The 25,201-nt window shown below is 68.8% G+C and carries 19 protein-coding genes and 1 pseudogene; 13 read left to right on the top strand and 7 right to left on the bottom strand.

The window, feature by feature from the left end; all coding sequences use genetic code 11:
• Window positions 1-175: 175 nt before the first annotated feature.
• From ACFCZF_RS35065 to ACFCZF_RS35055, 3 genes are all read left to right on the top strand, one after another.
• A complete protein-coding gene (locus ACFCZF_RS35065; RefSeq protein WP_376675082.1) occupies window positions 176-484 on the top strand; it encodes an ArsR/SmtB family transcription factor in 309 nt (102 codons plus the stop codon).
• Complete coding sequence (gene arsB, locus ACFCZF_RS35060) at window positions 481-1,590, top strand: ACR3 family arsenite efflux transporter (RefSeq protein WP_376675081.1); 1,110 nt, start codon at window positions 481-483, stop codon at window positions 1,588-1,590. The genes ACFCZF_RS35065 and arsB overlap by 4 nt, the downstream gene beginning before the upstream one ends.
• Window positions 1,591-1,780: 190 nt before the next feature.
• Entirely contained in the window at window positions 1,781-2,842 is a 1,062-nt protein-coding gene (locus ACFCZF_RS35055; protein ID WP_376675080.1) for an ArsO family NAD(P)H-dependent flavin-containing monooxygenase, read from the top strand.
• Window positions 2,843-2,902: 60 nt separating this feature from the next.
• On the opposite strand, the gene ACFCZF_RS35050 is transcribed toward ACFCZF_RS35055, so the two are convergent.
• Window positions 2,903-3,268, bottom strand: a complete 366-nt coding sequence (locus ACFCZF_RS35050) for an ArsR/SmtB family transcription factor (RefSeq protein WP_375910084.1) — start codon at window positions 3,266-3,268, stop codon at window positions 2,903-2,905.
• Window positions 3,269-3,454: 186 nt separating this feature from the next.
• Between ACFCZF_RS35050 and ACFCZF_RS35045 the strand changes: the two genes are divergently transcribed.
• The gene (locus ACFCZF_RS35045; RefSeq protein ID WP_376675079.1) at window positions 3,455-4,810 is read left to right on the top strand and encodes an FAD-dependent oxidoreductase; all 1,356 of its coding nucleotides are present in this window, start codon (window positions 3,455-3,457) and stop codon (window positions 4,808-4,810) included.
• 26 nt (window positions 4,811-4,836) lie between these two features.
• Window positions 4,837-5,295 (top strand): ArsI/CadI family heavy metal resistance metalloenzyme, encoded by a 459-nt coding sequence (locus tag ACFCZF_RS35040; RefSeq protein ID WP_376675078.1) that lies wholly within the window; start codon window positions 4,837-4,839, stop codon window positions 5,293-5,295.
• 338 nt (window positions 5,296-5,633) lie between these two features.
• On the opposite strand, the gene ACFCZF_RS35035 is transcribed toward ACFCZF_RS35040, so the two are convergent.
• Together ACFCZF_RS35035 and ACFCZF_RS35030 are read right to left on the bottom strand one after the other, a co-directional pair.
• Window positions 5,634-5,831, bottom strand: a complete 198-nt coding sequence (locus tag ACFCZF_RS35035; protein ID WP_376675077.1) for a DUF397 domain-containing protein — start codon at window positions 5,829-5,831, stop codon at window positions 5,634-5,636.
• Window positions 5,828-6,696: pseudogene (locus ACFCZF_RS35030) on the bottom strand (helix-turn-helix domain-containing protein). The gene ACFCZF_RS35035 and the pseudogene ACFCZF_RS35030 overlap by 4 nt, the downstream one beginning before the upstream one ends.
• Window positions 6,697-6,840: 144 nt before the next feature.
• Between ACFCZF_RS35030 and ACFCZF_RS35025 the strand changes: the two are divergent.
• A complete protein-coding gene (locus tag ACFCZF_RS35025; protein WP_376675076.1) occupies window positions 6,841-7,329 on the top strand; it encodes an ATP-binding protein in 489 nt (162 codons plus the stop codon).
• A gap of 126 nt (window positions 7,330-7,455) precedes the next feature.
• Here the strand turns inward: ACFCZF_RS35025 and ACFCZF_RS35020 are convergent, their stop codons facing one another.
• Window positions 7,456-8,448, bottom strand: coding sequence for an IS481 family transposase (locus ACFCZF_RS35020; protein ID WP_376675075.1), 993 nt, complete (start codon window positions 8,446-8,448; stop codon window positions 7,456-7,458).
• Between the two features lie 675 nt (window positions 8,449-9,123).
• Here ACFCZF_RS35020 and ACFCZF_RS35015 point away from each other — a divergent pair.
• Complete coding sequence (locus ACFCZF_RS35015) at window positions 9,124-9,642, top strand: transglycosylase SLT domain-containing protein (protein ID WP_376675074.1); 519 nt, start codon at window positions 9,124-9,126, stop codon at window positions 9,640-9,642.
• 261 nt (window positions 9,643-9,903) lie between these two features.
• On the opposite strand, the gene ACFCZF_RS35010 is transcribed toward ACFCZF_RS35015, so the two are convergent.
• Both ACFCZF_RS35010 and ACFCZF_RS35005 read right to left on the bottom strand, forming a co-directional pair.
• Window positions 9,904-11,433, bottom strand: a complete 1,530-nt coding sequence (locus tag ACFCZF_RS35010) for a helix-turn-helix domain-containing protein (RefSeq protein ID WP_376675073.1) — start codon at window positions 11,431-11,433, stop codon at window positions 9,904-9,906.
• A gap of 75 nt (window positions 11,434-11,508) precedes the next feature.
• Window positions 11,509-11,706, bottom strand: a complete 198-nt coding sequence (locus tag ACFCZF_RS35005; protein ID WP_375910116.1) for a DUF4236 domain-containing protein — start codon at window positions 11,704-11,706, stop codon at window positions 11,509-11,511.
• Window positions 11,707-12,045: 339 nt separating this feature from the next.
• Here ACFCZF_RS35005 and acnA point away from each other — a divergent pair, with 339 nt between their 5' ends.
• Window positions 12,046-14,763 carry an aconitate hydratase AcnA gene (gene acnA, locus ACFCZF_RS35000; protein WP_376675072.1) on the top strand — a complete coding sequence of 906 codons (2,718 nt, stop codon included), beginning with the start codon at window positions 12,046-12,048 and terminating at the stop codon, window positions 14,761-14,763.
• A 132-nt stretch (window positions 14,764-14,895) separates the two neighbouring features.
• Here the strand turns inward: acnA and ACFCZF_RS34995 are convergent, their stop codons facing one another.
• Window positions 14,896-18,702, bottom strand: coding sequence for a GH92 family glycosyl hydrolase (locus ACFCZF_RS34995; RefSeq protein ID WP_376675071.1), 3,807 nt, complete (start codon window positions 18,700-18,702; stop codon window positions 14,896-14,898).
• A 392-nt stretch (window positions 18,703-19,094) separates the two neighbouring features.
• Here ACFCZF_RS34995 and ngcE point away from each other — a divergent pair, with 392 nt between their 5' ends.
• From ngcE to ACFCZF_RS34970, 5 genes are all read left to right on the top strand, one after another.
• A complete protein-coding gene (ngcE, locus tag ACFCZF_RS34990) occupies window positions 19,095-20,543 on the top strand; it encodes an N-acetylglucosamine/diacetylchitobiose ABC transporter substrate-binding protein (RefSeq protein ID WP_376675070.1) in 1,449 nt (482 codons plus the stop codon).
• A gap of 85 nt (window positions 20,544-20,628) precedes the next feature.
• Window positions 20,629-21,555, top strand: a complete 927-nt coding sequence (locus ACFCZF_RS34985) for a carbohydrate ABC transporter permease (RefSeq protein ID WP_375910154.1) — start codon at window positions 20,629-20,631, stop codon at window positions 21,553-21,555.
• A gap of 3 nt (window positions 21,556-21,558) precedes the next feature.
• The gene (locus ACFCZF_RS34980) at window positions 21,559-22,482 is read left to right on the top strand and encodes a carbohydrate ABC transporter permease (RefSeq protein WP_376675069.1); all 924 of its coding nucleotides are present in this window, start codon (window positions 21,559-21,561) and stop codon (window positions 22,480-22,482) included.
• Between the two features lie 151 nt (window positions 22,483-22,633).
• Window positions 22,634-23,845 carry an ROK family protein gene (locus tag ACFCZF_RS34975; RefSeq protein ID WP_375910159.1) on the top strand — a complete coding sequence of 404 codons (1,212 nt, stop codon included), beginning with the start codon at window positions 22,634-22,636 and terminating at the stop codon, window positions 23,843-23,845.
• 133 nt (window positions 23,846-23,978) lie between these two features.
• A complete protein-coding gene (locus ACFCZF_RS34970) occupies window positions 23,979-25,082 on the top strand; it encodes a substrate-binding domain-containing protein (RefSeq protein ID WP_376675083.1) in 1,104 nt (367 codons plus the stop codon).
• The last annotated feature ends 119 nt before the right edge of the window (window positions 25,083-25,201 follow it).

The following is a 25,201-nucleotide window of genomic DNA, read 5'->3' as shown; positions in this document are numbered from 1 at the left end:
CGAAGCCGTCACGCCTCAACCCGCTGTTGCCGCAGCGGCATGACCTGGTCACAAGGCGTCACCACCCCGGCTTGACACCATGATTGGGAATCTCTCTTGTCTCACGACGGCATCAGGCGCCAATGACTTCAGCACCCGGTGGTGTCAGTCACCACTGATGTGAAAGTATCAGTACATGCTGACGTCAGTCGACACTGAGCTGATCCGGGTTCTGGCGGACCCGCTCAGGCTGCGAATCGTGACCCTGCTCGCCGAAGAGACGCTGTGCACCACCCACCTCGTGGAGGAGACCGGTGCCCGGCAGACCAACCTCTCCAACCACCTGAGAGTGCTGCGCGAGGCCGGTGTCGTGGAGACGGAGCCGTGCGGCCGCTACACGTACTACAGGCTGCGTCCGGACGTCATCGCCTCGCTCGCGGGCCAGTTCGCCGACTTGGCCGAGTCCGCCCGTACCGCCGCCGAGAACAAGAGGGCCTGTCCGTGACCCGCACCGAAGCACCCGCGACGACCGCCGAGGAGTCCTCCGTCGTCGCGAAGCTGTCGACGCTCGACCGCTTCCTCGCCGTCTGGATCCTCATCGCCATGGCCGTCGGGCTCGGCCTGGGACGCCTGATCCCCGGCATGAACGACGCCCTCGCGCACCTGGAGGTCGGCGGCATCTCCCTGCCGATCGCCCTGGGCCTGCTGGTCATGATGTACCCGGTGCTGGCCAAGGTCCGCTACGACAAGCTCGACGCCGTCACCGGCGACAAGAAGCTGATGGTCTCCTCGCTGGTCATCAACTGGCTGGTCGGCCCGGCCGTCATGTTCGCGCTGGCCTGGATCTTCCTTCCCGACCTGCCCGAGTACCGCACCGGCCTGATCATCGTCGGCCTGGCCCGCTGCATCGCCATGGTCATCATCTGGAACGACCTGGCTTGCGGCGACCGCGAGGCGGCGGCCGTGCTGGTCGCCCTCAACTCCGTCTTCCAGGTCATCGCGTTCGGCCTGCTCGGCTGGTTCTACCTCGACCTGCTGCCCCAGTGGCTCGGCCTCGGCGACGGACAGGGCCTCGACGTGTCCGTGTGGAAGATCGCGCTCAACGTCGTGGTGTTCCTCGGCGTCCCGCTCCTCGCCGGATTCCTCACCCGCCGCATCGGCGAGAGGAGGATGGGCCGCGAGAGCTACGAGCAGAAGTTCCTGCCCAGGATCGGCCCCTGGGCGCTCTACGGCCTGCTCTTCACGATCGTCATCCTCTTCGCCCTGCAAGGGAAGACCATCACCTCCCAGCCCCTCGACGTCGTCCGCATCGCGCTGCCGCTGCTGGTGTACTTCGCCGTCATGTGGGCCGGGACCTTCCTGCTGGGCAAGGCCATCGGCCTCGCCTACGACCGCACGACCACCCTCGCCTTCACCGCCGCCGGCAACAACTTCGAGCTGGCCATCGCCGTCGCCATCGCCACCTTCGGCGTGACGTCCGGCCAGGCCCTCTCCGGCGTCGTGGGACCGCTGATCGAGGTCCCCGTCCTGATCGGTCTGGTCTACGTGTCCCTGGCCTGGCGCAAGAAGTTCGCCCCGTCCGCCGTCACGACCGCCGGGAGGGACCACTGATGCACGGCCGCGACCGCGGAGCCGCTGTCTGCCACGAGCACCCGCTCGCGGCGCACCGGGCCGTGCGCCGGGGGCCGCTCCTCGGGCAGTCCGACGAGGCGACGGCCCGCCCCGTGCGGTGCACCACGTGCACCACGTGCACCAGGTGCACCACGTGCACCACGCGCGCGGCGGCGCAGGCGCAGGCGGCATGAGACAGCACGCCGACGTGGTGGTGATCGGCGGCGGCCAGGCAGGGCTCGCCGCCGGTTACCACCTGCGCCGCCAGGGCCTGGACTTCGTCGTCCTCGACGCCGGGGCCACCCCCGGCGGGGCCTGGCAGCACGCCTGGGACACCCTGCACCTGTTCTCCCCGGCCGCCTTCTCCTCCCTCCCGGGCCGCCTCATGCCCACGCAGCCGGGCGAGGAGTACCCGGACGCCGGACACGTGGTGACGTACCTGAGCGACTACGAGAAGCGGTACGACCTTCCCGTGCAGCGGCCGGTCCAGGTCATCGGCGTGCACGACGACGGACGGCTGCTGAGAGTCGAGACCGACTCCGGCACCTGGCACGCCCGCGCGGTGATCAGCGCGACCGGCACCTGGTGGCGTCCCTTCCTCCCCGCCGTCCCGGGCCGCGGGGACTTCGCGGGCCGGCAACTGCACACCGTCTCCTACCGGAGCCCGCGGGACTTCGCGGGGCAGCGAGTGATCGTCGTCGGGGGTGGCAACTCCGGCGCCCAGATCGCCGCCGACCTCGCCCACCACACGGAGCTGACCTGGGTGACCCAGCGCCCGCCCCGCTACCTCGCCGACGACATCGACGGCCGCGCCCTGTTCGACGCGGCCACCGCCCGGCGCCGCGCCCTCGACGCCGGCCGCACCGACACGGGAGGCGTCGCCTCGCTCGGCGACATCGTCGCCGTACCGCCGGTGCGCGAGGCCCGGGACGCCGGGCGGCTCAAGGCGTCGCCCATGTTCGTACGCCTCGACCGCGACGGCGCCGTCCGGGCCGACGGCACGCGGACGCCCGCCGACGCGGTGATCTGGTGCACCGGCTTCCGCCCGGCCCTCTCGCACCTGGCACCCCTGGGCCTGCGCGGCCCACGCGGCCACATCGCCATCCGGGGCACCCGGTCCGTGCGGGAGCCTCGGCTGCACCTCCTCGGCTACGGCGACTGGACGGGCCCCGCCTCCGCCACTCTCATCGGCGTCGGACGACCGGCTCGCGACGCCGCTCGTGAGATCGCCGAGCTTCTCGCCGACAGGTGATCCACCCGGGGGCGCGGAGGGCGGGGCGGTTGCGGCCGAGGGACTACCGGACTACCGGGACTACCGGACGGCCAGCAACTGCCCCATGGCCGCCAGCACCGACGGTTCGACGCGGTAGTAGACCCAGGTTCCGCGCCGCTCGGAAGTGAGCAGCCCGGCCTCCTTGAGCTTCTTCAGGTGGTGGGAGACGGTCGGCTGGGAGACGCCGACGTCGGAGATGTCGCAGACGCACGCCTCACCGCCCTCGTGCGAGGCGACGGCCGAGAACAGCCGCAGCCGTACCGGGTCCCCGAGCGCCTTGAACATCCGCGCGGTCCGCTCGGCCTCCTCGGCGGTGAAGGGGCGCTCGCTCAGCGGCGGGCAGCACGGCACCGCGGCGTCGGGGGCCTGGGGTTCCAGAAGCGGCAGCGCCTTGACATTCGACATACGTCTATGTTGACACACGTCGAATCCGAACTCGGGTTTCGATGAATGTCTATCTTGACGTTCATCGAATCAGATGCCATGCTGGCAGCGCAGATCATCGATGAATATCAAAGCAGCGAGGTCGAAAGACGGCCGCCGCCCTTTCCCACTCCGCCCGCCCGCAAGGAATCGAAGGAACCGCCCGCCATGCAGAAGCAGAACCTGCCCGTCGTGGTCATCGGAGCCGGCCCGATCGGCCTGGCCGCCGCCGCACACCTCGTCGAACGCGGCCTGGAACCCCTGGTCCTGGAGGCCGGCCCGTCCGCCGGAAGTGCCGTCCGTGACTGGTCGCACGTCCGCCTGTTCTCGACGTGGGCCGAGGTCACCGACCCGGCGGCCGAGAAGCTGCTGGCCCCGACCGGCTGGGTCCGCCCCGAAGGCACGACCTACCCGACCGGCGGTGACTGGGCCGAGCGCTACCTCCAGCCGCTCGCCGACACCCTCGGCGACAAGGTCCGCTACGAAGCGAGGGTCACCGGAGTGGCCCGCGCCGGCCGTGACCGGATCGTCGACGCCGGCCGGGAGGAGCGGCCCTTCACCGTGCACATCCGGACGTCGGACGGCGGCGAGGAGCGGATCACCGCCCGAGCCGTCATCGACGCCTCCGGCACCTGGTCCGTGCCCAGCCCGCTGGGTGCCGACGGCCTCCCTGCCCTCGGCGAGCGGACGGCGGCCGACCGCATCGCCCACCGCGTCCCGGACCTGAAGGACCCGGCCGTACGAGCCCGGTACGCGGGCAAGCGCACGGCGGTCGTCGGCTCCGGCGCCTCCGCCTTCACCGCCCTCGCCCTTCTGGCCGACCTGGCCGGGGAAGAGGTGGACACGCACGCGGTGTGGATCCTGCGCCGGGGCATCGGCGACGCCACGTACGGCGGTGGCGAGGCCGATCAGCTCCCGGCCCGCGGCGCCCTCGGCCTGCGCGCCAAGGCGGCGGTGGAGGCGGGGCACGCGAGTGCCGTCACCGGATTCCGCACGGAGGCCGTCGAGCGGGACGGCGACCGGCTGGTCCTCGTCGCCGAGGACGGCCGCCGCCTGGACGCGGTCGACGAGGTCATCGTCCTGACCGGGTTCCGCCCCGACCTCTCCTTCCTCTCCGAGCTCCGCCTCGGTCTGGACGAGCGGCTCCAGGCCCCGACCGCGCTCGCCCCGCTGATCGACCCGAACGCCCACTCCTGCGGCACGGTCTACCCGCACGGGGTGAAGGAGTTGTCCCACCCGGAACAGGGCGTGTACCTGGTCGGCATGAAGTCCTACGGCCGCGCCCCCACGTTCCTCGCCATGACCGGCTACGAGCAGGTCCGCTCCATCACCGCCGCCCTGGCCGGCGACCACGAGGCGGCCGAGCGCGTCGAGCTGACCCTGCCGGAGACCGGCGTCTGCGGCGGCGCCGGCCTGTTCGACGAGCCCGACGCCGCGCAGAGCGACGCGGGCGGCGGCTGCTGCGCGGCCCCGACCACGCCGCAGATCGGCGTCGGCGCCCCGGCCGCCTCCGGCGGCTGCTGACCCTCTCCCACACAAGGAGGTCCGCCATGTCCCGCGTACAACTCGCCCTCCGCGTCCCCGATCTCGCCGAATCCGTAGCCTTCTACACGAAACTCTTCGGCACCGGGCCCGCCAAACTCCGTGACGGCTACGCCAACTTCGCCATCACCGAACCCCCGCTCAAGCTCGTCCTCATCGAAGGCGAGCCGAGCGGGGCGACCCGCCTGGACCACCTCGGCGTCGAGGTCGACAGCGCGGAGGCCGTCCACGCCGCCACCACCCGCCTCAGCGAGGCGGACCTGGCCACGGTCGAGGAGAACGACACGGCCTGCTGCTACGCCCTCCAGGACAAGGTCTGGGTCCACGGCCCTGGCCGGGAACCCTGGGAGGTGTACGTCGTCAAGGCCGACGCCGACACCCTCGCCAAACAGCGGGGCAGCGCCTGCTCATCCGCCTCGGACGGAGCCGAGGAGGAGGAGCCCGCCGTCGCGGACGGATGCTGCTGATCCGCCGATGACCGACCTCCACACCAGCGAGGGCGTGACCGGCACGGGGGACCGGTCACGGCCTCGCACCGGGCTGCCGATGACAGCCACCACCGGTGCTTTCGACGGCGGCCCAGACGCTCAGATGTCCCGGCAGAGACCAGCGGACGCAGTGACCTGCCGCATGACGGTCGTCATCGCTGAGCTGCACGAATGGCTGCTCGACTGTTTCACGCTCATACCCGTTGATGCGGCCGGAAGTCCCGGAAAGGTCCCAGAGGGCTATCACTGTCTTAGAGGCCTGCGAGAGCCCTGCCGTCCTTGATCGGGCGACAGGGCTCACGCTTGACGTGCGACCGTCAGGCCTCTCTGATGAATCCCGCCCACGCCTCGCGTGACACACGGATGACGGGTCCGGTTATCGCCTTGGAGTCCCGGACGTGCACGGTTCTCATGTCGGCCGCGACCTCGATGCAGTCGCCGCCCTCCGCTCCGCTGTAGCTGCTCTTGAACCAGGCGAGGCTGGAAGCGACGGCCGAGGACTCAGCGGTGTTCATAGCTCTCCCAGCAACCTCTCGACGAACTCAAGGGACTCTCGCGGAGTGAGAGCCTGTGATCGGTGATCCCATAACGGGCGGCGGCGAGCGCTGCCTGCTGTGGGTCGGTCTGAAGAGTGCTGGACCCCTGTGCCTCGGTGTACGCGAACTTCTTGCCGTCGTCACGCGTGACGACCGTGAACGCTCCGTCCACGCCCGCACATTCCTCACAGTCGAGCGGCGTGACCTGCATTTCGACGTTTCGCTTCTGGCCAACGAGTAGTAGATGCTCCAACTGCCCTCGCCTCACGCCCTTTCCACCAAGCCGTCGCCGCAATACCGACTCGTCCATCACGAAGCTGAGAAGTGGTGCGGGCTGCCGGTCGAAGATGTCCTGCCGGGCCAACCGGGCGGCCACGCGCTGCTCGATGGTCTCCTGGCCCAGAGGGGGCCGCCGCATAGCCAGTACAGCCCTCATGTACTCCTCGGTCTGGAGCAGGCCCTTGACCACCAGCGTGTCGTACGAGAGCAACTCGATGGCCTCCTTCTCCAAGGCGGCCATCCCCTGGAAGAACACCGGATACTGAGCCCGCTCCACCTGCTCCTTCCACGCCGTCAGCAACCCGCCCGCGTCCAGAACCTCGTCGGCACGCTCGATGGTCCTGGGCGAGGGGATCCGCCGCCCCTGCTCGTACGACGCGACCGTGGACGCCGAGTACCCGATCCGCCGGCCGAACTCCTCCCGTTCCATCCCCGCCCGTACCCGCAGTGTCTTCATCGTCTGCCCGAACGCGACGACCACGGCCTGGCCGGACGTGTCCGCCGTCGCCTGTCCCGCGTCGTCCGCCACGACGGTGTCGGCCCCTTCGCGTGCAACCTCGGTCATCGGTACCGCCTCCCTGGCCCAACGCCACCCCGGCGGCCTCGTCACGCCGCGCGTCTCGTACCCGTACCGCCCCAACGCGTACAACGGGCCGCGTCGGTGCGTCACCGCTGGTCACGCTACGCGACCGAAGACACCGTTGTCGGCATGACGAGCCAACTCCCCAGCCCCATCAGCGCCTCCGAACCCGACTGTCTCAGCGGCGACTTGAACCGCACATTCGAGATGCGCTTCACCTCCACCCCACGGGGCGCCCGACTTGCCCGCCGGCTGGCCGCACACCGATTGGACGCCTGGGGAATCCCGTACGGCACCGACCCGCACGAGGAGATCGTGCTGGTCGTCGGTGAGCTGACCGCCAACGCGGTACGGCACGGTCACGTCCCCAGCCGAGACTTTCATCTGCTCCTGCACGCGAGCGAACACGCCCGCACGGTCAGGATCGAGGTCACCGACACCCGTACCGAACGCACACCACCCGGACCGGACGCGCTGCCCGCCCCCGGCGCAGAGGACACCAGCGGCCGGGGGCTGCTGCTGGTCGCGGGTCTCGCCACCCGCTGGGGCTGGAACCTCCGGCCGGGAGGTCCGGGCAAGACGGTCTGGGCGGAGTGCGTGTGCGCAACTCCCATGTGAGCTCGGGACCGCGGTGGAAGGGTCGGGCGAGATGACCTCCTGTGGAACCCGGCCCTCGCCGTCGCTCTCGCCGAGTGCGGTGTCCGGGTCGAGGAGGAAACGGTGCTGAACGACCTGCTCACGGTCCTAGGTGTACTGCCCAGGGACGTTGGTCAACCTGGTGACGGGTGGTTTGCCGCCGGTTGCGGTGTGGGGGCGGTGGTGATTGTAGTGATGGAGCCAGGCCGGCAGGGCTTTGCGGCGGGCTGATTCGCTGGAGTAGAAGCGTCCAAGGGCCCAGCCGTCGGCGAGGGTGCGGTGGAAGCGTTCGACCTTGCCGTTCGTCTGTGGCCGGTAGGGCCGGGTCTTCTTCGGGGTGATCGCGAGCTCGGCGCAGGCTTGGGTCCAGTGTCGGGAGCGGTAGGCCGAGCCGTTGTCGGTCAGGACCCGCTCGACGCTCACCCCGCGGGCGGCGAACCAGCCGACCGCCCGGCCCAGGACACCGACTGCGGTGGCGGCGGTCTCGTCGTCGCGGATCTCGGCGTAGGCGACGCGGGAGTGGTCGTCGACGACGGTGTGGACGAAGGCGGTTCCCAGCAGCGGGCCGCGGTACTTGTTGCGGGGCCTGTCGGGTGTGGCGGCACGGTTTCTGCGGCCCTGGACGCGTCCGACGTAGCGCCATCCGCCGCCGTCGGGGACGTTGCCGAGTTTCTTGACGTCGATGTGGAGCATGGCGCCGGGGTGGGGGTGTTCGTAGCGGCGGACCGGCTCCCCGGTGGCGCGGTCGATGTGGGACAGGCGGTTGATCCGGCAGCGGGTCAGGACGGCGTGGACGGTCGAGGCGGGCATGCCCAGCCGTCCGGCGATCTGGACCGGTCCCAGCCGCTGCTTCCAGCGCAGGTGCACGATCTTGCGGACCTGTGGCTGAGTGGTCCGGGCCGGGCTCCTGTGAGGCCGTGAGGACCGGTCGGCCATCGCGGCCGGCCCGGATTGGGCGTACCGGTCGGCCCATCGCCTGGCGGTGGGCCAGGACACGTCGTAGCGCTCGGCTGCACGGGCGATGGGCCATCCCTCATCCACAATCAGACGCGCCAGGCGAAGACGTGCACGGGGCGTCAGAGCGGCGTTAGCGTGAGACATGAAGGCCTCCTGGTTGGCGGAGCGGTTCCTCGACAGCTCCACTCCACAACCGGAGGCCTTCGTCGTCCTACAGATTCAGACCGTGTCGTCGCACAAACTCGACCAACCTGGCTGGGCAGTACACCTAGGCACGCGGTCCCGTCGAGGCGCGTCCCCCCGGCCGCGGCGGGCGCGGAGTTCTGCGCATACCGACTGACACACCTTCGTCACGCGTGTCCCCGTGCACCACCTCGCCTGATACCGGGACGTCGGCCTTCCTCGCGACCCCGGAAGGTGACCGTTCCGTTCCGTTACGTGAGGCACCTGCCTCCGCAGGGTGACGAGAACTGACCGCCGGGTGACCGGCTCTGTGAGGGCGCGCACAGGGTTCACGTCACACGGGGCCGGGGTTAGTAGACGCCCGACGGCCGCTCGCCCGCGTGGTCGACGGCCGTCCGGGCGAGTCACGTGGCCGGTCTGCGAAGCGGCGTAGTAGGTCACACACTTGTCGCGGCGCCGGAACGTTCCGCAGTGTGTTCGGCGTACCGGGGAGCCGAGCGCCGGACCGGGACGGGGAAAGCCCGTCCGGGATCCAGACACCGGCCCTGATGACGCGAAGACGCGTCCCACGCGGACACCGCGTCGCCGACCCCCCGTCGGCCTCCCCATCACGTTCCCGAATGGAGAGGTACACCCATGCACGCCCTCATGCGCCGCCCCCACCTCCGCAAGTCCGCCGTGGCCTCCCTCGCCGCCGCGGGCGCCGCCGCCGTCAGCCTCACCCTCGTCCCGAGCCCGGCACACGCCGCCGAGCCGGCCAAGGCCTCCACCGCGCAGACCCAGGCCCAGACCGACAAGATCGAGGCCATGGTCAAGGCCGGCGAGAAGAAGCACGGCGACGACCTCGACGGCTGGATCCGCACCGCCCTGGACGTCATGCACGCCAAGAACATCCCGGGCACCTACGAGGGCGTGCACCGCAACATCATGCGCGAGTCGTCCGGCAACCCGAACGCGCAGAACAACTGGGACGTCAACGCCCAGAACGGCATCCCCTCGAAGGGCCTGCTCCAGACGATCCAGCCCACCTTCGACGCCTATCACGTCAAGGGCACGAAGGACTCCATCACCGACCCGGTCGCCAACATCGTCGCCGCCTGCAACTACGCGGCCGACAAGTACGGCTCCATGGACAACGTCGACTCCGCCTACTGACCGGCGGACCCACCGACCGCCTGAGCCCCCGGGACAACCGGTCCCGCGCGGAGGCCGGCGGGGCCCAGGCAGCACGGCGGGGCCGGAGGGACGACACGTCCTCCGGCCCCGCTTGCGTCGCATCCCGTGCGGGGAACCTCAGGCCGGGCGGGGTTGCGGGTGCTGACCGACAACGCCTGGCCCTGCCGCAAGAGCTGGGACCGATGACAAGGTCGAACGCTTCAACCGCACGGGGATGCGCACCACCCCTTCTTGGAACTGTCAGATGTCCCGGAAGATCTCGATCTGCGCCCCGATCGAGTTCAGCCGCTCGGCCAGGTCCTCGTACCCGCGGTTGATGACGTAGACGTTGCGCAGCACCGACGTGCCCTCGGCGGCCATCATCGCCAGGAGGACGACCACGGCGGGGCGCAGGGCCGGCGGGCACATCATCTCGGCGGCGCGCCAGCGGGTGGGGCCCTCGACCAGGACGCGGTGGGGGTCCAGGAGTTGGAGGCGTCCGCCGAGGCGGTTGAGGTCGGTCAGGTAGATGGCGCGGTTGTCGTAGACCCAGTCATGGATGAGGGTCTGGCCCTGGGCGGAGGCGGCGATGGCCGCGAAGAAGGGGACGTTGTCGATGTTCAGGCCGGGGAAGGGCATCGGGTGGATCTTGTCGATGGGCGCCTCCAGCTTCGACGGCCGGACGGTGAGGTCCACCAGGCGCGTACGGCCGTTGTCGGCGAAGTACTCCGGGGTGCGGTCGTGGTCGAGGCCCATCTCCTCCAGGACCGCCAGCTCGATCTCCAGGAACTCGATGGGGACGCGGCGGACCGTCAGCTCGGACTCGGTGACCACGGCGGCGGCCAGCAGGCTCATCGCCTCCACCGGGTCCTCGGAGGGGGAGTAGTCCACGTCGGCGTCGATGACCGGCATGCCGTGCACGGTGAGGGTGGTGGTGCCGATGCCTTCGACGCGGACGCCCAGGGCTTCGAGGAAGAAGCAGAGGTCCTGGACCATGTAGTTGGAGGAGGCGTTGCGGATGACGGTGACGCCGTCGTGGCGGGCGGCCGCGAGGAGCGCGTTCTCGGTGACCGTGTCGCCCCGCTCGGTCAGCACGATCGGGCGGTCCGGGCGTACCTGACGGTCGACCACCGCGTGGTAGTGGCCCTCGGTCGCGGCGACGTCCAGGCCGAACCGGCGCAGCGCGATCATGTGCGGCTCGATGGTCCGGGTGCCGAGGTCGCAGCCGCCGGCGTAGGGCAGCCGGAAACGGTCCATGCGGTGCAGCAGCGGGCCGAGGAACATGATGATGGAGCGGGTGCGGACGGCGGCCTCGGCGTCGATGGCCTCCATGTCCAGCTCGGCCGGCGGCACGATCTCCAGGTCGGTGCCGTCGTTGATCCAGCGGGTGCGTACGCCGATGGAGTTCAGCACCTCCAGGAGGCGGTAGACCTCCTCGATGCGGGCGACCCGGCGCAGCACCGTGCGCCCCTTGTTGAGCAGTGAGGCGCACAGCAGGGCCACGCAGGCGTTCTTGCTGGTCTTGACGTCGATGGCGCCGGAGAGGTGCCGGCCGCCGACCACCCGCAGGTGCATCGGGCCCGCGTAGCCGAGAGAGACGATTTCGCTGTCCAGCGCTTCGCCGATGCGGGCGATCATCTCAAGGCTGATGTTCTGGTTGCCGCGCTCGATGCGGTTGACGGCGCTCTGACTGGTGCCGAGCGCCTCGGCAAGCTGTGACTGCGTCCAGCCGCGGTGCTGCCGGGCGTCACGGATGAGCCTGCCGATGCGTACGAGGTAGTCGTCTGCCATGAGGTTGAGGCTATCTCAGATATGAGATGGCACCTCTCGGGGGGTCCGTTGGAGTGACGGGCCGTCAACGCCGCCTCAATGATGCCTGGTCGAGCGGGTGCGCCGCCATCCGAAAGGTCCGGGCAAATCGACTGATGTCGTACGACGTCCCGTGCTGCTGCGGGTGTGGCGCGGGCCGTTCCTGCCGCCGGTCGTGATGGACCAGGAACGTTTGTTGATGTTCAGTCGTACTCCCGGGAGGATCCGGAAGCTCTTGCGGAACGTGAGGGGCATCGTGCCTCCTTCCGAGTCGCGCCGGGTGTTCCCGGCGCAAGTCGGATACCCCCGTTCCGCGCAGTGATGGCCATCGTTCCGCGTAATGATGGCCGTGCGGGTCACCCGGGGCGGGTGCCGGGTGGGGCGTACGCCACACCGCGCCCGGGCATGACCAGTCCGCCCCCATGTACTAGAGTTATCTCGACATCGAGATATCTGCCGAGGCGCACCGCAGCCGCAGGCCGCTATCGGGTCCGGTGGTAAGGGTTACCTAACTTAGCCCCACCTTAGCGGATCGGCCAAGGCGGCGTGACGGCAGGATGCGGTGGTACGCGCACATAAATGAAGGAGACTGTCGTGTCGGCGAACAGCTTCGACGCCCGCAGCACACTGCAGGTGGGCGACGAGTCGTACGAGATCTTCCGGCTGGACAAGGTCGAGGGCTCCGCGCGCCTTCCCTACAGCCTGAAGGTGCTGCTGGAGAACCTGCTCCGCACCGAGGACGGCGCGAACATCACCGCCGACCACATCCGCGCCCTCGGCGGCTGGGACTCGCAGGCCCAGCCGTCGCAGGAGATCCAGTTCACGCCGGCCCGCGTGATCATGCAGGACTTCACCGGCGTGCCCTGTGTCGTCGACCTCGCCACCATGCGCGAGGCCGTCAAGGAGCTCGGCGGCGACGCGGCGAAGATCAACCCGCTGGCCCCGGCCGAGCTGGTCATCGACCACTCCGTCATCGCCGACAAGTTCGGCACCAACGACGCCTTCAAGCAGAACGTCGACCTGGAGTACGGCCGCAACAAGGAGCGCTACCAGTTCCTGCGCTGGGGCCAGACCGCGTTCGACGAGTTCAAGGTCGTCCCGCCGGGCACCGGCATCGTCCACCAGGTGAACATCGAGCACCTGGCCCGCGTCGTCATGACCCGTGACGGCAAGGCCTACCCCGACACCCTGGTCGGCACCGACTCGCACACCACCATGGTCAACGGCCTCGGCGTCCTCGGCTGGGGCGTCGGCGGTATCGAGGCCGAGGCCGCGATGCTCGGCCAGCCGGTCTCCATGCTGATCCCGCGCGTCGTCGGCTTCAAGCTGACCGGCGAGCTGACGCCCGGCACCACCGCCACCGACCTGGTCCTCACGATCACCGAGATGCTGCGGGGGCACGGCGTCGTCGGCAAGTTCGTCGAGTTCTACGGCGAGGGTGTGGCGGCCACGAGCCTCGCCAACCGCGCCACCATCGGCAACATGTCGCCGGAGTTCGGCTCCACCGCCGCGATCTTCCCGATCGACGACGAGACGCTGAACTACATGCGCCTGACCGGCCGCAGCGACCAGCAGGTCGCGCTCGTCGAGGCGTACGCCAAGCAGCAGGGCCTCTGGCTGGACCCGAAGGCCGAGCCGGACTTCTCCGAGAAGCTGGAGCTCGACCTCTCCACGGTCGTGCCCTCCATCGCCGGCCCGAAGCGCCCGCAGGACCGCATCGTCCTCGCGAACGCCGCCCAGCAGTTCAAGCAGGACGTCCTCAACTACGTGGACGTCGTGGACGAGGCGGGCAAGGAGTCCTTCCCGGCCTCCGACTCCCCGGCCGTCACCCCGAACGGCGCCCCGTCCAACCCGGTCCCGGTCACCGCCCCCGACGGCACGACCTACGAGCTGGACCACGGTGCGGTGACGGTCGCGGCCATCACCTCCTGCACCAACACCTCCAACCCGTACGTCATGGTCGCCGCCGCCCTGGTGGCCAAGAAGGCGGTCGAGAAGGGCCTGACCCGCAAGCCGTGGGTCAAGACCACCCTCGCCCCGGGCTCCAAGGTCGTCACCGACTACTTCGAGAAGGCGGGCCTGACCCCGTACCTCGACAAGGTCGGCTTCAACCTCGTCGGCTACGGCTGCACCACCTGCATCGGCAACTCCGGCCCGCTGCCGGACGAGGTCTCCAAGGCCGTCAACGACCACGACCTGGCCGTCACCTCGGTGCTCTCCGGCAACCGCAACTTCGAGGGCCGGATCAACCCCGACGTCAAGATGAACTACCTGGCGTCCCCGCCGCTGGTCGTCGCGTACGCCCTCGCGGGCTCCATGAAGGTGGACATCACCAAGGACGCTCTCGGTGCCGACCAGGACGGCAACCCGGTCTACCTGAAGGACATCTGGCCGACCGAGGCCGAGGTCAACGACGTCGTCGCCAACACCATCGGCGAGGACATGTTCTCCAAGTCCTACAGCGACGTCTTCGCGGGCGACGCCCAGTGGCAGGCGCTGTCGATCCCCACCGGCGACACCTTCGAGTGGGACAGCGAGTCCACCTACGTGCGCAAGCCCCCGTACTTCGAGGGCATGGGCATGGAGCCGGCCCCGGTCGAGGACATCTCCGGCGCCCGCGTGCTCGCCAAGCTGGGCGACTCGGTGACGACGGACCACATCTCGCCCGCCGGCGCCATCAAGGCCGACACCCCGGCCGGCAAGTACCTGACGGAGCACGGCGTCGAGCGCCGCGACTTCAACAGCTACGGCTCGCGCCGCGGCAACCACGAGATCATGATCCGCGGCACGTTCGCCAACATCCGCCTGCGCAACCAGATCGCGCCGGGCACCGAGGGCGGCTACACCCGCGACTTCACGCAGGCGGACGGCCCCGTGTCGTTCATCTACGACGCCTCCCGCAACTACATCGAGCAGGACATCCCGCTCGTCGTCCTGGCCGGCAAGGAGTACGGCTCCGGCTCGTCCCGCGACTGGGCCGCCAAGGGCACCGCGCTCCTCGGCGTCAAGGCCGTCATCGCCGAGTCCTACGAGCGCATCCACCGCTCGAACCTCATCGGCATGGGCGTCCTGCCGCTCCAGTTCCCGGAGGGCCAGACGGCCGGCTCCCTCGGCCTGACCGGCGAGGAGGCGTTCTCCGTCTCCGGCGTCACCGAGCTGAACGACGGCACCACCCCGCGCACGGTGAAGGTCACCACCGACACCGGTGTCGAGTTCGACGCGGTCGTCCGCATCGACACCCCCGGCGAGGCGGACTACTACCGCAACGGCGGCATCCTGCAGTACGTGCTGCGCAGCCTGATCCGCAAGTAGGCGGCGGCGCACAACGGTTTGAGGGCCGCATCCCCGGTGACGGGGGTGCGGCCCTCGGCCGTTGTGCGGTGCCTTGGCCGCGGGGTACGCCGTTCACCCGGCGTACCCCGCACCGTCATTACACGGTCACCCTCACGACAGCAGCTCCACCTCCGCCAGCGTGTGCTCGCCGTCCAGGACCAGCCGGTACTTCGCGTACGTCCCCGGCGACTTCACCGAGAACGCCCGGGTCTGCCGGTCCCAGGCGAAGGACTCGCCTGAGCGCTGGTCCAGCGTCCGCCATGTCGTGCCGTCGGCCGAGCCCTGGAGCTTCCAGCCGGTCGGGGCCTTCGCGTGGTCCGCCGACGACGTCAGCGTGTACTGGAGAGCCTTGGCGCCCTTCTGGGACACCGGCAGGTCCACCGACGTCACGGCCGCGTCCGTCGCCGACGTGTCGTCGAACAGGGCACCCTCGCCCTCGATCGCGTCCGCGCGCGGCGTCGGCACCTCGTCGTCCTTGGTGATCGACACCGGTGCCGCGTTCTTGCCGGTGCCCCACGAGGAGGGCTTCGAGCCCATGTCGAACTCCAGGACGCCGCCCTTCGCGATCAGCGAGTGGGGGAGCGAGGTCGAGTTCCAGCGCTTGCCGTTGACCTTCAGGCCCTGCACGTAGACGTTCTTCGTGCTGTTCTTCGGGGCCTTCACGACCAGCTTGCGGCCGTTCTCCAGCTCGACGGTCGCCTTGGTGAACAGCGGGGAGCCGATGGCGTACTCGCCGCTGCCCATCACCAGCGGGTAGAAGCCGAGGGCGGAGAAGAGGAACCAGGCCGACTGCTCGCCGTTGTCCTCGTCACCGTGGTAGCCCTGGCCGATGTCACTGCCGGTGTACAGGCGGGAGAGCACCTCGCGGACGTTCTTCTGCGTCTTGTGGGGCTGCCCGGCCGCGTCGTACATGTACAGGGCGTGGTGGGCGACCTGGTTGGAGTGCCCGTACATGCCCATGCGGACGTCCCGCGCCTCGGTCATCTCGTGGATGACACCGCCGTAGGAGCCCTTGAACTCCGGTGAGGCCGTCTCCGGCGTGGCGAGGTACTCGTCGAGCTTGTCGCCGAGGCCGTCCCGGCCGCCGTACAGGTTGGCCAGGCCCCGGCTGTCCTGCGGGGCGGTGAAGGCGTAGCCCCAGCCGTTGGTCTCCGTGTAGTCGTAGCCCCACACGCGCGGGTCGTACTTCTCGGAGTCCACGCGCCAGTCGCCCGCGAGGTCCTTGCCCTGGAAGAAGCCGGCCTTGGAGTCGAACATGTTGACGTAGTCCTGGGCGCGGTTGAGGAAGTACGCCGACTCCTCCTTGTACCGCTTCTCGCCGGTCTCCTTGTAGAGCTTCTCGCCCATCTTGGCGATGCCGTAGTCGTTGAGGTAGCCCTCCAGCGCCCACGACATGCCCTCGTGCGTCTCCGTGGAGGTGTAGCCGAGGAAGGGCGAGGTCGCCATGCCCTTGCGGCCCACGCCCGAGGACGGGGGCACGACGGTGGCGTTCTTGACGGCCGCGTCGTACGCCGCCTTCGCGTCGAAGTCGACGCCCTTGACGTAGGCGTCGGCGAACGCCACGTCCGAGGAGGTGCCGGTCATCAGGTCCGCGTAGCCGGGGGAGGACCAGCGCGAGGTCCAGCCGCCGTCCTTGTAGTGCTGCACGAAGCCGTCGACCAGCTCACCGGCCTTGGACGGAGTCAGGAAGGAGTACGCGGGCCAGGTGGTCCGGTAGGTGTCCCAGAAGCCGTTGTTCACGTAGACCTTGCCGTCGACGATCTTGGCGCCGGTCTCGGTCGGGGTGTCCTCCTTGACCGCCTTGGAGAACGGGGAGGCGTACTTGTACGTGCCGTCGACCTTCTCGTGGCCCGCGTTCGGGTACAGGTACAGCCGGTAGAGGCTGGAGTACAGCGTGGTCAGCTGGTCCTGCGTGGCGCCCTCGACCTCGACCTTGCCGAGGATCGCGTCCCACTGCTTCTGGGCGTCGCGCTTGACCTTGTCGAAGGAGGCGCGCTTCGGGATCTCCTGGCGCAGGTTGTCCTTCGCCTGGTCGACGCCGATCAGCGAGGTCGCGATGCGCAGCGTCACGGTGCGGTCCCGGCCCGCGTCGAAGCGCAGGTGGCCCTTGACGCCGCTGGAGTCGCCGCCGGTGACCTTGGAGTCGAACTCGCCGTAGACGAAGAGGCGGGTGGCGCCCGTGGACAGCCCGGACTTGACGTCCGAGTAGCCCTGGAAGGTGCCGTTCTCCTTGTCCAGGGTCAGGCCGGCCTTGTCCTCGACGTTGTCGAAGATCACGCTCGCGTCGTCACCGGGGTAGGTGAAGCGCATCATCGCCGCGTGGTCGGTCGGCGCCATCTCGGCCTTCAGGCCGTTCTCGAACCGTACGCCGTAGTAGTACGGCCTGGCTGTCTCGTTCTCGTGCCGGAAGGCCAGCTCGCGTTCCTCGCGGCCGGTGTCCGGGGTGCCGGAGGCGGCGGACGGCATCACCTGGAAGGTCTGCCGGTCGCCCATCCACGGGCTCGGCTCGTGGCTCGCGCCGAACGCCTGGAGCGTCGGCAGGTTGTCCGCGTTGTTGCCGCGCGCGTAGTCGTACAGCCAGCTCAGCGAACCGGCGTTGGTCACCGGTGTCCAGAAGTTGAAGCCGTGCGGTACGGCGGTCGCGGGGAAGTTGTTGCCGCGGGAGAAGCTGCCGCTGGAGTTGGTGCCCCGGGTGGTCAGCGCGTAGTCGGAGAGGTGGGCCTTCGGACGCTCCGGCTTCACGCGCTCGATGGTCACGTCGTCCAGCCAGCCGCGGAACTTCGCCGGGCCCTTGGGGGAGTCGTACGCCACCAGGATCCGGTCGACGGTCTTGCCGGCCGCGACCGACCCGATCCCCGACTTCACGCTGTTCCACTGGTTGACGTAGAGGATCTTGGCGTCGCCCTGGCCGCGCGGCGTCAGCGGGAAGCCGTGCTGGTCCGTCGCCTTGAGGTCGCTCAGGTAGGTGCCGTCGGTGAAGGCGAGGTCGACGGAGACGTTCGTGGCGTCGTAGTCGAGGTCGCCGTCCGCCATCGAGGGGAAGACCTTGTACGACAGCTCCGTGCGGCGGTCGACCCTCACGTCGACGTCGAAGACCTTGTTGTACGAGTAGGCCCGGCCGTCCGCGGTGTGCCGGCCGGCGTACTTGAGGGCCCGCTTGCCGGTGAAGCCGGCGCCCGCCTTCGCGGTCGGTGAGCCGCTCGGGCCGCGGTCGACGAGGGAGAGCATGTCCTCGGGGACGGGTGTGTCGGTCGCCGCGGTGGCCAGCTGGACGTCGGCGAGCTGGAGCGCGTCGCCGGCGCCGTTGTTCTTGGTGACCTCCAGCCGGAAGTGCTGGAACTCGGCGGCCTCGGCGAGGTCGTACGTCTTCGTCTGGAACCGCTCGTCGAAGGACTCCCCGGAGCGAGTGTCCAGCGTTTGCCAGTTCTCGCCGTCCGCCGAGCCCTTCAGCGTCCAGTCCGCCGGGTCGCGTTCGTCGTGGTCGTTGGCCGAAGTGAGAGCGTATTTGGTGATCTTTGCCGGTTCGTCCAGGTCGAACTCGACCCAGCCGGTCTTCTCGAAGGTCAGCCACTTGGTGCCCGGCTCGCCGTCGACGAGGTTCTCCTTCACCTCCCCGCCGCCCGTGTTCTCGGCGCTGGCCCGCACATCGGTGACGTGGTCGGTCACGTTGCCCGGTATGCCGGTGCTGTAGCCGCCGTCCACGCCCGCGGACCGCTTGTCGCCGTCCGGGCCCGTGTCCACGGTGCTGAGCCAGTCCGGAAGCGGGTCGTCCGCCTCGAACGACGAAGCGAACTCCCGGTCGGCCTTGGCGGGCGCGGCGGGCAGCGCGACCGCCGCACCCTGCGAACCCACCGCCAAAGCGAAGGCGGTCGTCATCACGACCGCCGGACCCCATCTGTGCCGAACTCTGTACTGCATGCCCTGGCCACCCTCCCTGCGCTGGGGACAACGTTGTCAACTCAACTGCGCAAGGACCAGTAGGGGTCAAGTGGCATGTGATGTCAAGGGTGTTGGATGTGGCGTTCGGGGCTTATGCCGGGGATTCTTCCGGCAGGTGGCGCACAAGCCACTCATATTTCCGGGAGGTCTCAACTCGGAAAAGACGTACCGCCAACCTTGCATTCGATCTTGCTCAGCTGGCGGGAAGTGGACTATACCTGTCGGCCACTGGGGGTTCAGGGGGGAACCGCGAATTCGGGACCTCCCAGGCGTCCGAACAGCACTTCCTGCACGACCCAGCGTGACCCGATCGCGGTGCCGGGGAGGATCCGGTTCACCGCCTGAGTCCTGGAGAAGGCGAGGACTTGAGCATGGGATCCACTTCCGCCGAGAACAACGGTAATGGCGTCGGCCGCCGCGATCTGATCAAGCGGTCCGCCGCGCTCGGCCTGATCTCCGTACCGACGATGAGCTTCCTGTCCGCCTGCGCGAGCGGCGGCGGGGACGACCAGGAGAAGGCCGAGGCGGGCAAGAAGTCCGCCGAGAACCCGCTCGCGGTCAACGAGAGCGCGCAGATGGAGTTCGTCCTCTTCGACGGAGGCTTCGGCAAGGAGTACGCCGAGGACGCCGTGAAGCTGTACGAGAAGGCCTTCCCCAAGGCCGAGGTGAAGTTCTCCGCCACGCAGAAGATCCAGTCCACCCTGCAGCCGCGCTTCAACGGCGGCAACCCGCCCGACCTCGTCGACAACTCCGGGGCCGAGCAGATGGACATGGGCGTCCTGGTCGGCAAGAAGCAGCTCACCGACCTCACCCCGCTGCTGGACGCCCCGTCCTACGACGACCCGAACAAGAAGGTCCGCGACACGCTGCGGCCCGGCATCGTGGAGATGGGCCAGTTCGACGGGGACCCGGTCTGGATCCTGTACTACGCCTACACGGTGTACGGCAACTGGTACTCGCAGAAGGCCCTGGACTCCCTCGACGCGGAGTACCCCAAGACCTGGGACGAGATGCTCGCGGTCTGCGAGAAGGCCAAGAAGAAGGGCATGGCCGGCTGGACGTACGCGGGCAAGTACCCGTACTACATCCCCTTCTCGATGTCCCCGATGATCGCCAAGGTCGGCGGCGTCGAGGTACTGAACGCCATCGACAACCTGGAGCCGAACGCCTGGAAGCACCCGGCGGTCAAGACGGTCTTCGAGGCCTGGTACGAACTGTTCAAGAAGGGCTACATCCTCAAGGGCACCCCGGGCCTGGACCACATCCAGTCGCAGACCGCCTGGGCCAAGGGCGACGCCCTGTTCATCCCCAACGGCTCCTGGGTGGAGAACGAGTCGGCCAAGGTCATCCCCGCGGACTTCGGGCTCACCGTCTCCGCCCCGCCCGGCATCGACGACTCCGACAAGATGCCCTTCGGCACCATGTGGGCCTCCGGCGGCGAGCCCTTCATCGTCCCGGCCAAGGCGGCCAACGGCGCCGGCGGCATGGAGCAGCTGCGCATCATGCTCAGCGAGGGCTCCTCGAAGAACTTCACCAGCAAGGTGAAGTCGCTGAGCGCCTACAACGGCGGCACCGACGGCATCGAGCTGACCCCGGGTCTCAAGTCCGGCGTCGCGGCGCTCGAACTGGCCGGCGACAACGTGGTGAACCCGCGTATGCAGGACTGGTACGTGCAACTCCAGAAGGAGAAGATCGGCGTCTCCTGCCTGGGCGAGATGATGGCCGGCCGGCTCACCCCGGCCGAGACCATCAAGAAGATCCAGGGCTACGCCGACGACGCCGCCAAGGACTCGTCGATCAAGCACTACAAGCACCAGTGAGGACGCGTCACCAGGGCCTGTCCGGCGCCACCGCGCCGGACGGGCCCTGGCGGCGCCACCCGCGCGCAGATCGGGGTCGGTAGCAATGCAGCACGGCAAGTACCGGTTCATCGTGGGGTTCCTGGCGGTTCCCCTGGGGCTGTACGCGCTTTTCGTCATCTGGCCGTTCATCCAGTCCATCTACTACTCGTTCACGGACTGGACGGGCCTGAGTCCCGAGTTCTCGATGGTCGGCTTCGACAACTACTCGCGGATGCTCGACGACGACATCTTCTGGAAGTCGTTGCAGCACAGCGTGATGTTCGCCCTGCTGGTGCCGCTGGTCACCCTCGGCCTGGCGCTCTTCTTCGCCTTCATGATCAACGTGGGCGGACGCCGCCGCCGGGGCGGCCCGGCGATCACGGGGGTCCGCGGCTCGGGCTTCTACAAGATCGTCTACTTCTTCCCGCAGGTGCTCTCCATCGCGATCGTCGCCCTGCTGTTCCAGTTCGCGTACAACCCGGACAGCGGCGCGATCAACTCCCTGCTGCGCGGCATCGGCCTGGACTCCGTCCAGCCGCTGTGGCTCGGTGACCCGAACATCGCCCTGTGGTGCGTGATGGCGGTGCTCGTCTGGTCCACCGTCGGCTTCTTCGTGGTCCTCTTCTCCGCGGGCATGGCCTCCATCCCGGCGGAGCTGTACGAGGCCGCGCTGCTCGACGGGGCCAACCGCGCCACCACCTTCTTCAAGGTCACCCTGCCGCTGCTGTGGGACACCGTGCAGTCCGGCTGGGTCTACATGGGCATCCTCGCGCTCGGCGCCGAGTCGTTCGCGGTCGTGCAGATCATGACGACCGGGCCCGGCGGACCCGACTACTCGACCACCGTGATGGTCCTGTACGTGTACCAGAAGGCGTTCCGGGACGGTCAGGCCGCCTACGCCACCACCATCGGCGTCGCCCTGCTCCTCGTCACGCTGGCCTTCGCCGCCATCGTGATGCGGCTGGGCCGGCGCGAGCGGCTGGAGTACTGATCAATGAAGACGACCGAGACCCCCGCCCCCGTACCGGCCGAGTCCGGCGCGCCCGTCCGCAAGAGCGACGCACCGCCCAGCGGGCCACGCAAGGGGAAGAAGGAGGGCACCACCCTCAACGTCTTCTCCCACGGCGTGCTCGTCATCTGGGCGATCATGGTCGGCATGCCGCTGGTGTGGGCGGTGATGACCTCCTTCAAGGACGACGCCTCCATCTTCGGCTCGCCCTGGTCGCTCCCCGACAAGCTGAACTTCGACAATTGGTCGCGGGCCTGGTCCCAGGCCCACATGAGCGACTACTTCCTCAACACCGTCATGGTGGTGGGCGGCTCGCTCGTCGGCACCCTGGTGCTGGGCTCCATGGCGGCCTATGTGCTGGCCCGGTTCGACTTTCCGGGCAACCGGTTCATCTATTACTTGTTCATCGCCGGCATGAGCTTCCCGATCATGCTCGCGTTGGTCCCGTTGTTCTACGTGGTGGACAACATGGGAATGCTGAACAGCATCCACGGGCTGATCCTGGTCTATATCGCCTATTCGCTGCCCTTCACGGTGTTCTTCCTGACCGGGTTCTTCCGCACCCTGCCCAGTTCGGTGGCGGAGGCGGCGTTCGTGGACGGGGCCTCACACACCCGGACGTTCTTCCAGGTCATGCTGCCGATGGCCAAGCCGGGCCTGATCAGCGTGGGGATCTTCAACTTCCTGGGGCAGTGGAACCAGTACATGCTGCCGACCGTGCTGAACACGGACCCGGACAAGCACGTCCTCACCCAGGGCCTGGTGCAGCTGGCGGTCAGCCAGGGCTACAAGGGCGACTGGTCGGGCCTGTTCGCGGGCCTGGTGATGGCGATGCTGCCGGTCCTGGCCGCGTACATCATCTTCCAGCGCCAGGTGGTCCAGGGGCTCACGGCGGGCGCCCTGAAGTAACACCGCCGCGCTCGTGTGCGGATATGTGTGGCGGGCACCCGGATGCGGTTCAACCTCTTGACGGGAGGCGACCCGAACGGCTCAGCTTAGAGTTCACTAGTTGGACATGGACGGGGCCTCATCGAAGCGGCCCCGCGCGCAGGAGGTCGTCGTGGAGACTCCCGGGTCGCAGTCGTCGCTGCACCGAGCCAACCTGGAACGGGTCGTACGAGCGGTACGGCTCGCCGGGTCGCTCACGCAGGCGGAGATCGCGAGGACGACGGGCCTGTCCGCGGCGACGGTCTCGAACATCGTGAGGGAACTGAAGGACGGCGGAACGGTCGAGGTCACGCCCACCTCGGCGGGCGGCCGCCGGGCCCGCAGCGTCTCGCTGAGCGGGGACGCCGGCATCGTCATCGGCGTGGACTTCGGGCACACCCATCTGCGGGTCGCGGTCGGGAACCTCGCCCACCAGGTACTCGCCGAGGAGTCCGAGCCGCTGGACGTCGACGCGTCCTCGGCGCAGGGCTTCGACCGGGCGGAGCAGCTGGTCGACCGGCTGATCGCGGCGACCGGCATCGACCGCACGAAGATCGCCGGAGTGGGCCTCGGCGTCCCCGGCCCGATCGACGTGGAGTCCGGGACGCTGGGCTCGACCGCCATCCTGCCCGGCTGGGGCGGCACCCGGCCCGCCGAGGAGCTGCGGGGGCGGCTCGGCGTGCCGGTGCACGTGGACAACGACGCCAACCTGGGCGCCCTGGGCGAGCTGGTCTGGGGCAGCGGCCGGGGGGTGCGGGACCTGGCGTACATCAAGGTCGCCAGCGGCGTCGGCGCGGGGCTGGTGATCAACGGGAAGATCTACCGCGGTCCTGGCGGCACCGCAGGCGAAATCGGGCATATTACACTCGACGAAGCCGGTCCCGTCTGCCGCTGCGGAAACCGGGGCTGCCTGGAGACCTTCGCCGCCGCACGCTACGTGCTCCCGCTGCTCCAGCCGAGCCACGGCACCGATCTGACGATGGAAGGCGTCGTGCGGCTGGCGAGGGACGGCGACCCGGGCTGCCGTCGGGTGATCGCCGACGTCGGCCGCCACATCGGCAGTGGAGTCGCCAACCTCTGCAACCTGCTCAACCCGAGCCGCGTCGTCCTCGGCGGCGATCTCGCCGAGGCCGGTGAGCTGGTGCTCGGCCCGATCCGGGAGTCCGTCGGCCGTTACGCGATCCCCAGCGCGGCGCGTCAACTCTCCGTTCTGCCCGGGGCACTTGGGGGCCGTGCGGAGGTGCTCGGAGCGCTCGCCCTCGCCCTCAGCGAGATGGGTGATTCGACCCTTTTGGACGGAAGTGCGACCGGCGCTCTGTCGGCGGCCACCCCTGCCTTCACTTAGAGCACGGATGGCACCGTTGTCATCTCGTTAAGGATTTACTTCTTGACGTCGCACGTGTGGCCGAGTTGACTTCCAGCCACCTCGGCCGCAACGACGCGGCCTCGTCAGGGAGGTTAGTGAAGTGAACACGCGTATGCGTCGTGCCGCCGTTGCCGTTGTCACCACCGCGATGGCGGTCTCGCTCGCCGCTTGCGGCAGCGCCGCCGAGTCCGACGAGAACAGCGACTCCTCGGGCTCCGCCGAGAAGAAGGGCGACGCCATCAAGGTCGGTCTGCTCCTTCCGGAGAACCAGACCGCGCGCTACGAGAAGTTCGACAAGCCCTTGATCGAGAAGAAGGTCAAGGAGCTCACGAACAACAAGGGCGAGGTCGTCTACGCCAACGCCAAGCAGGACGCCACGTTGCAGGCGCAGCAGGTCGACACGATGATCACCAACAAGGTCGACGTGCTGATCGTGGACGCGGTGGACTCCAAGGCCATCGCCGGCTCGATCACCAAGGCGGAGCAGGCCGACATCCCGGTCGTCGCCTACGACCGCCTGGCCGAGGGGCCGATCGACGCCTACACCTCGTTCGACAACGTCACCGTCGGCAAGACGCAGGGCGAGGCCCTCCTGGAGGCGCTGGGCGACAAGGCCAAGGACGGCCAGATCGTCATGATGAACGGGTCCTCCACCGACCCGAACGCCGCCCAGTTCAAGGACGGCGCGATGTCCGTCCTCGAGGGCAAGGTGAACATCGGCCGCTCCTACGACACCAAGGAGTGGAAGCCGGAGAACGCCAACGCCAACATGCAGGCCGCCATCTCGGCGCTCGGCAAGGACAAGATCATCGGCGTCTACTCCGCCAACGACGGCATGGCGGGCGGCATCATCACCGCCCTCAAGCGCGCGGGCATCGCCGACATCCCGGTCACCGGCCAGGACGCCGAACTCGCGGGCGTGCAGCGCATCGTCACCGGTGAGCAGTACATGAGCGTCTACAAGTCCTACCCGCAGGAGGCCGCGGTCGCCGGTGAGATGGCCGTCGCCCTCGCCCAGGGCAAGTCGCTCGACTCCATCGCCAAGGACAAGGCCGACAGCGCCACCACCAAGGGCATCCCGACGACGCTGGTCCCGGTCGTCTCGCTGACCACGGAGAACATCAAGGAGACCGTCGTCAAGGAGGGCTTCTACACGATCGACGAGATCTGTGGCGGCAAGTACAAGGCGGCCTGCGACAAGATCGGTCTCAAGTAAGCAGCCCCGCCTCCCGTACCGCCTGAGCGCGTACGGGACCGGCTGCACGCAGCTTCCTCCGGCGCCCCGCGTCAACAGCCCCGCAAGCTAGGCGGGGCGCCGGACGGAACCCCCCCCCG

This window comes from Streptomyces sp. NPDC056296, from assembly GCF_042268605.1.
Classification (GTDB): Bacteria; Actinomycetota; Actinomycetes; order Streptomycetales; family Streptomycetaceae; genus Streptomyces.
The sequence above is the reverse complement of the archived record's forward strand: the minus strand, read 5'-3'. Positions and strand labels throughout refer to the sequence as shown.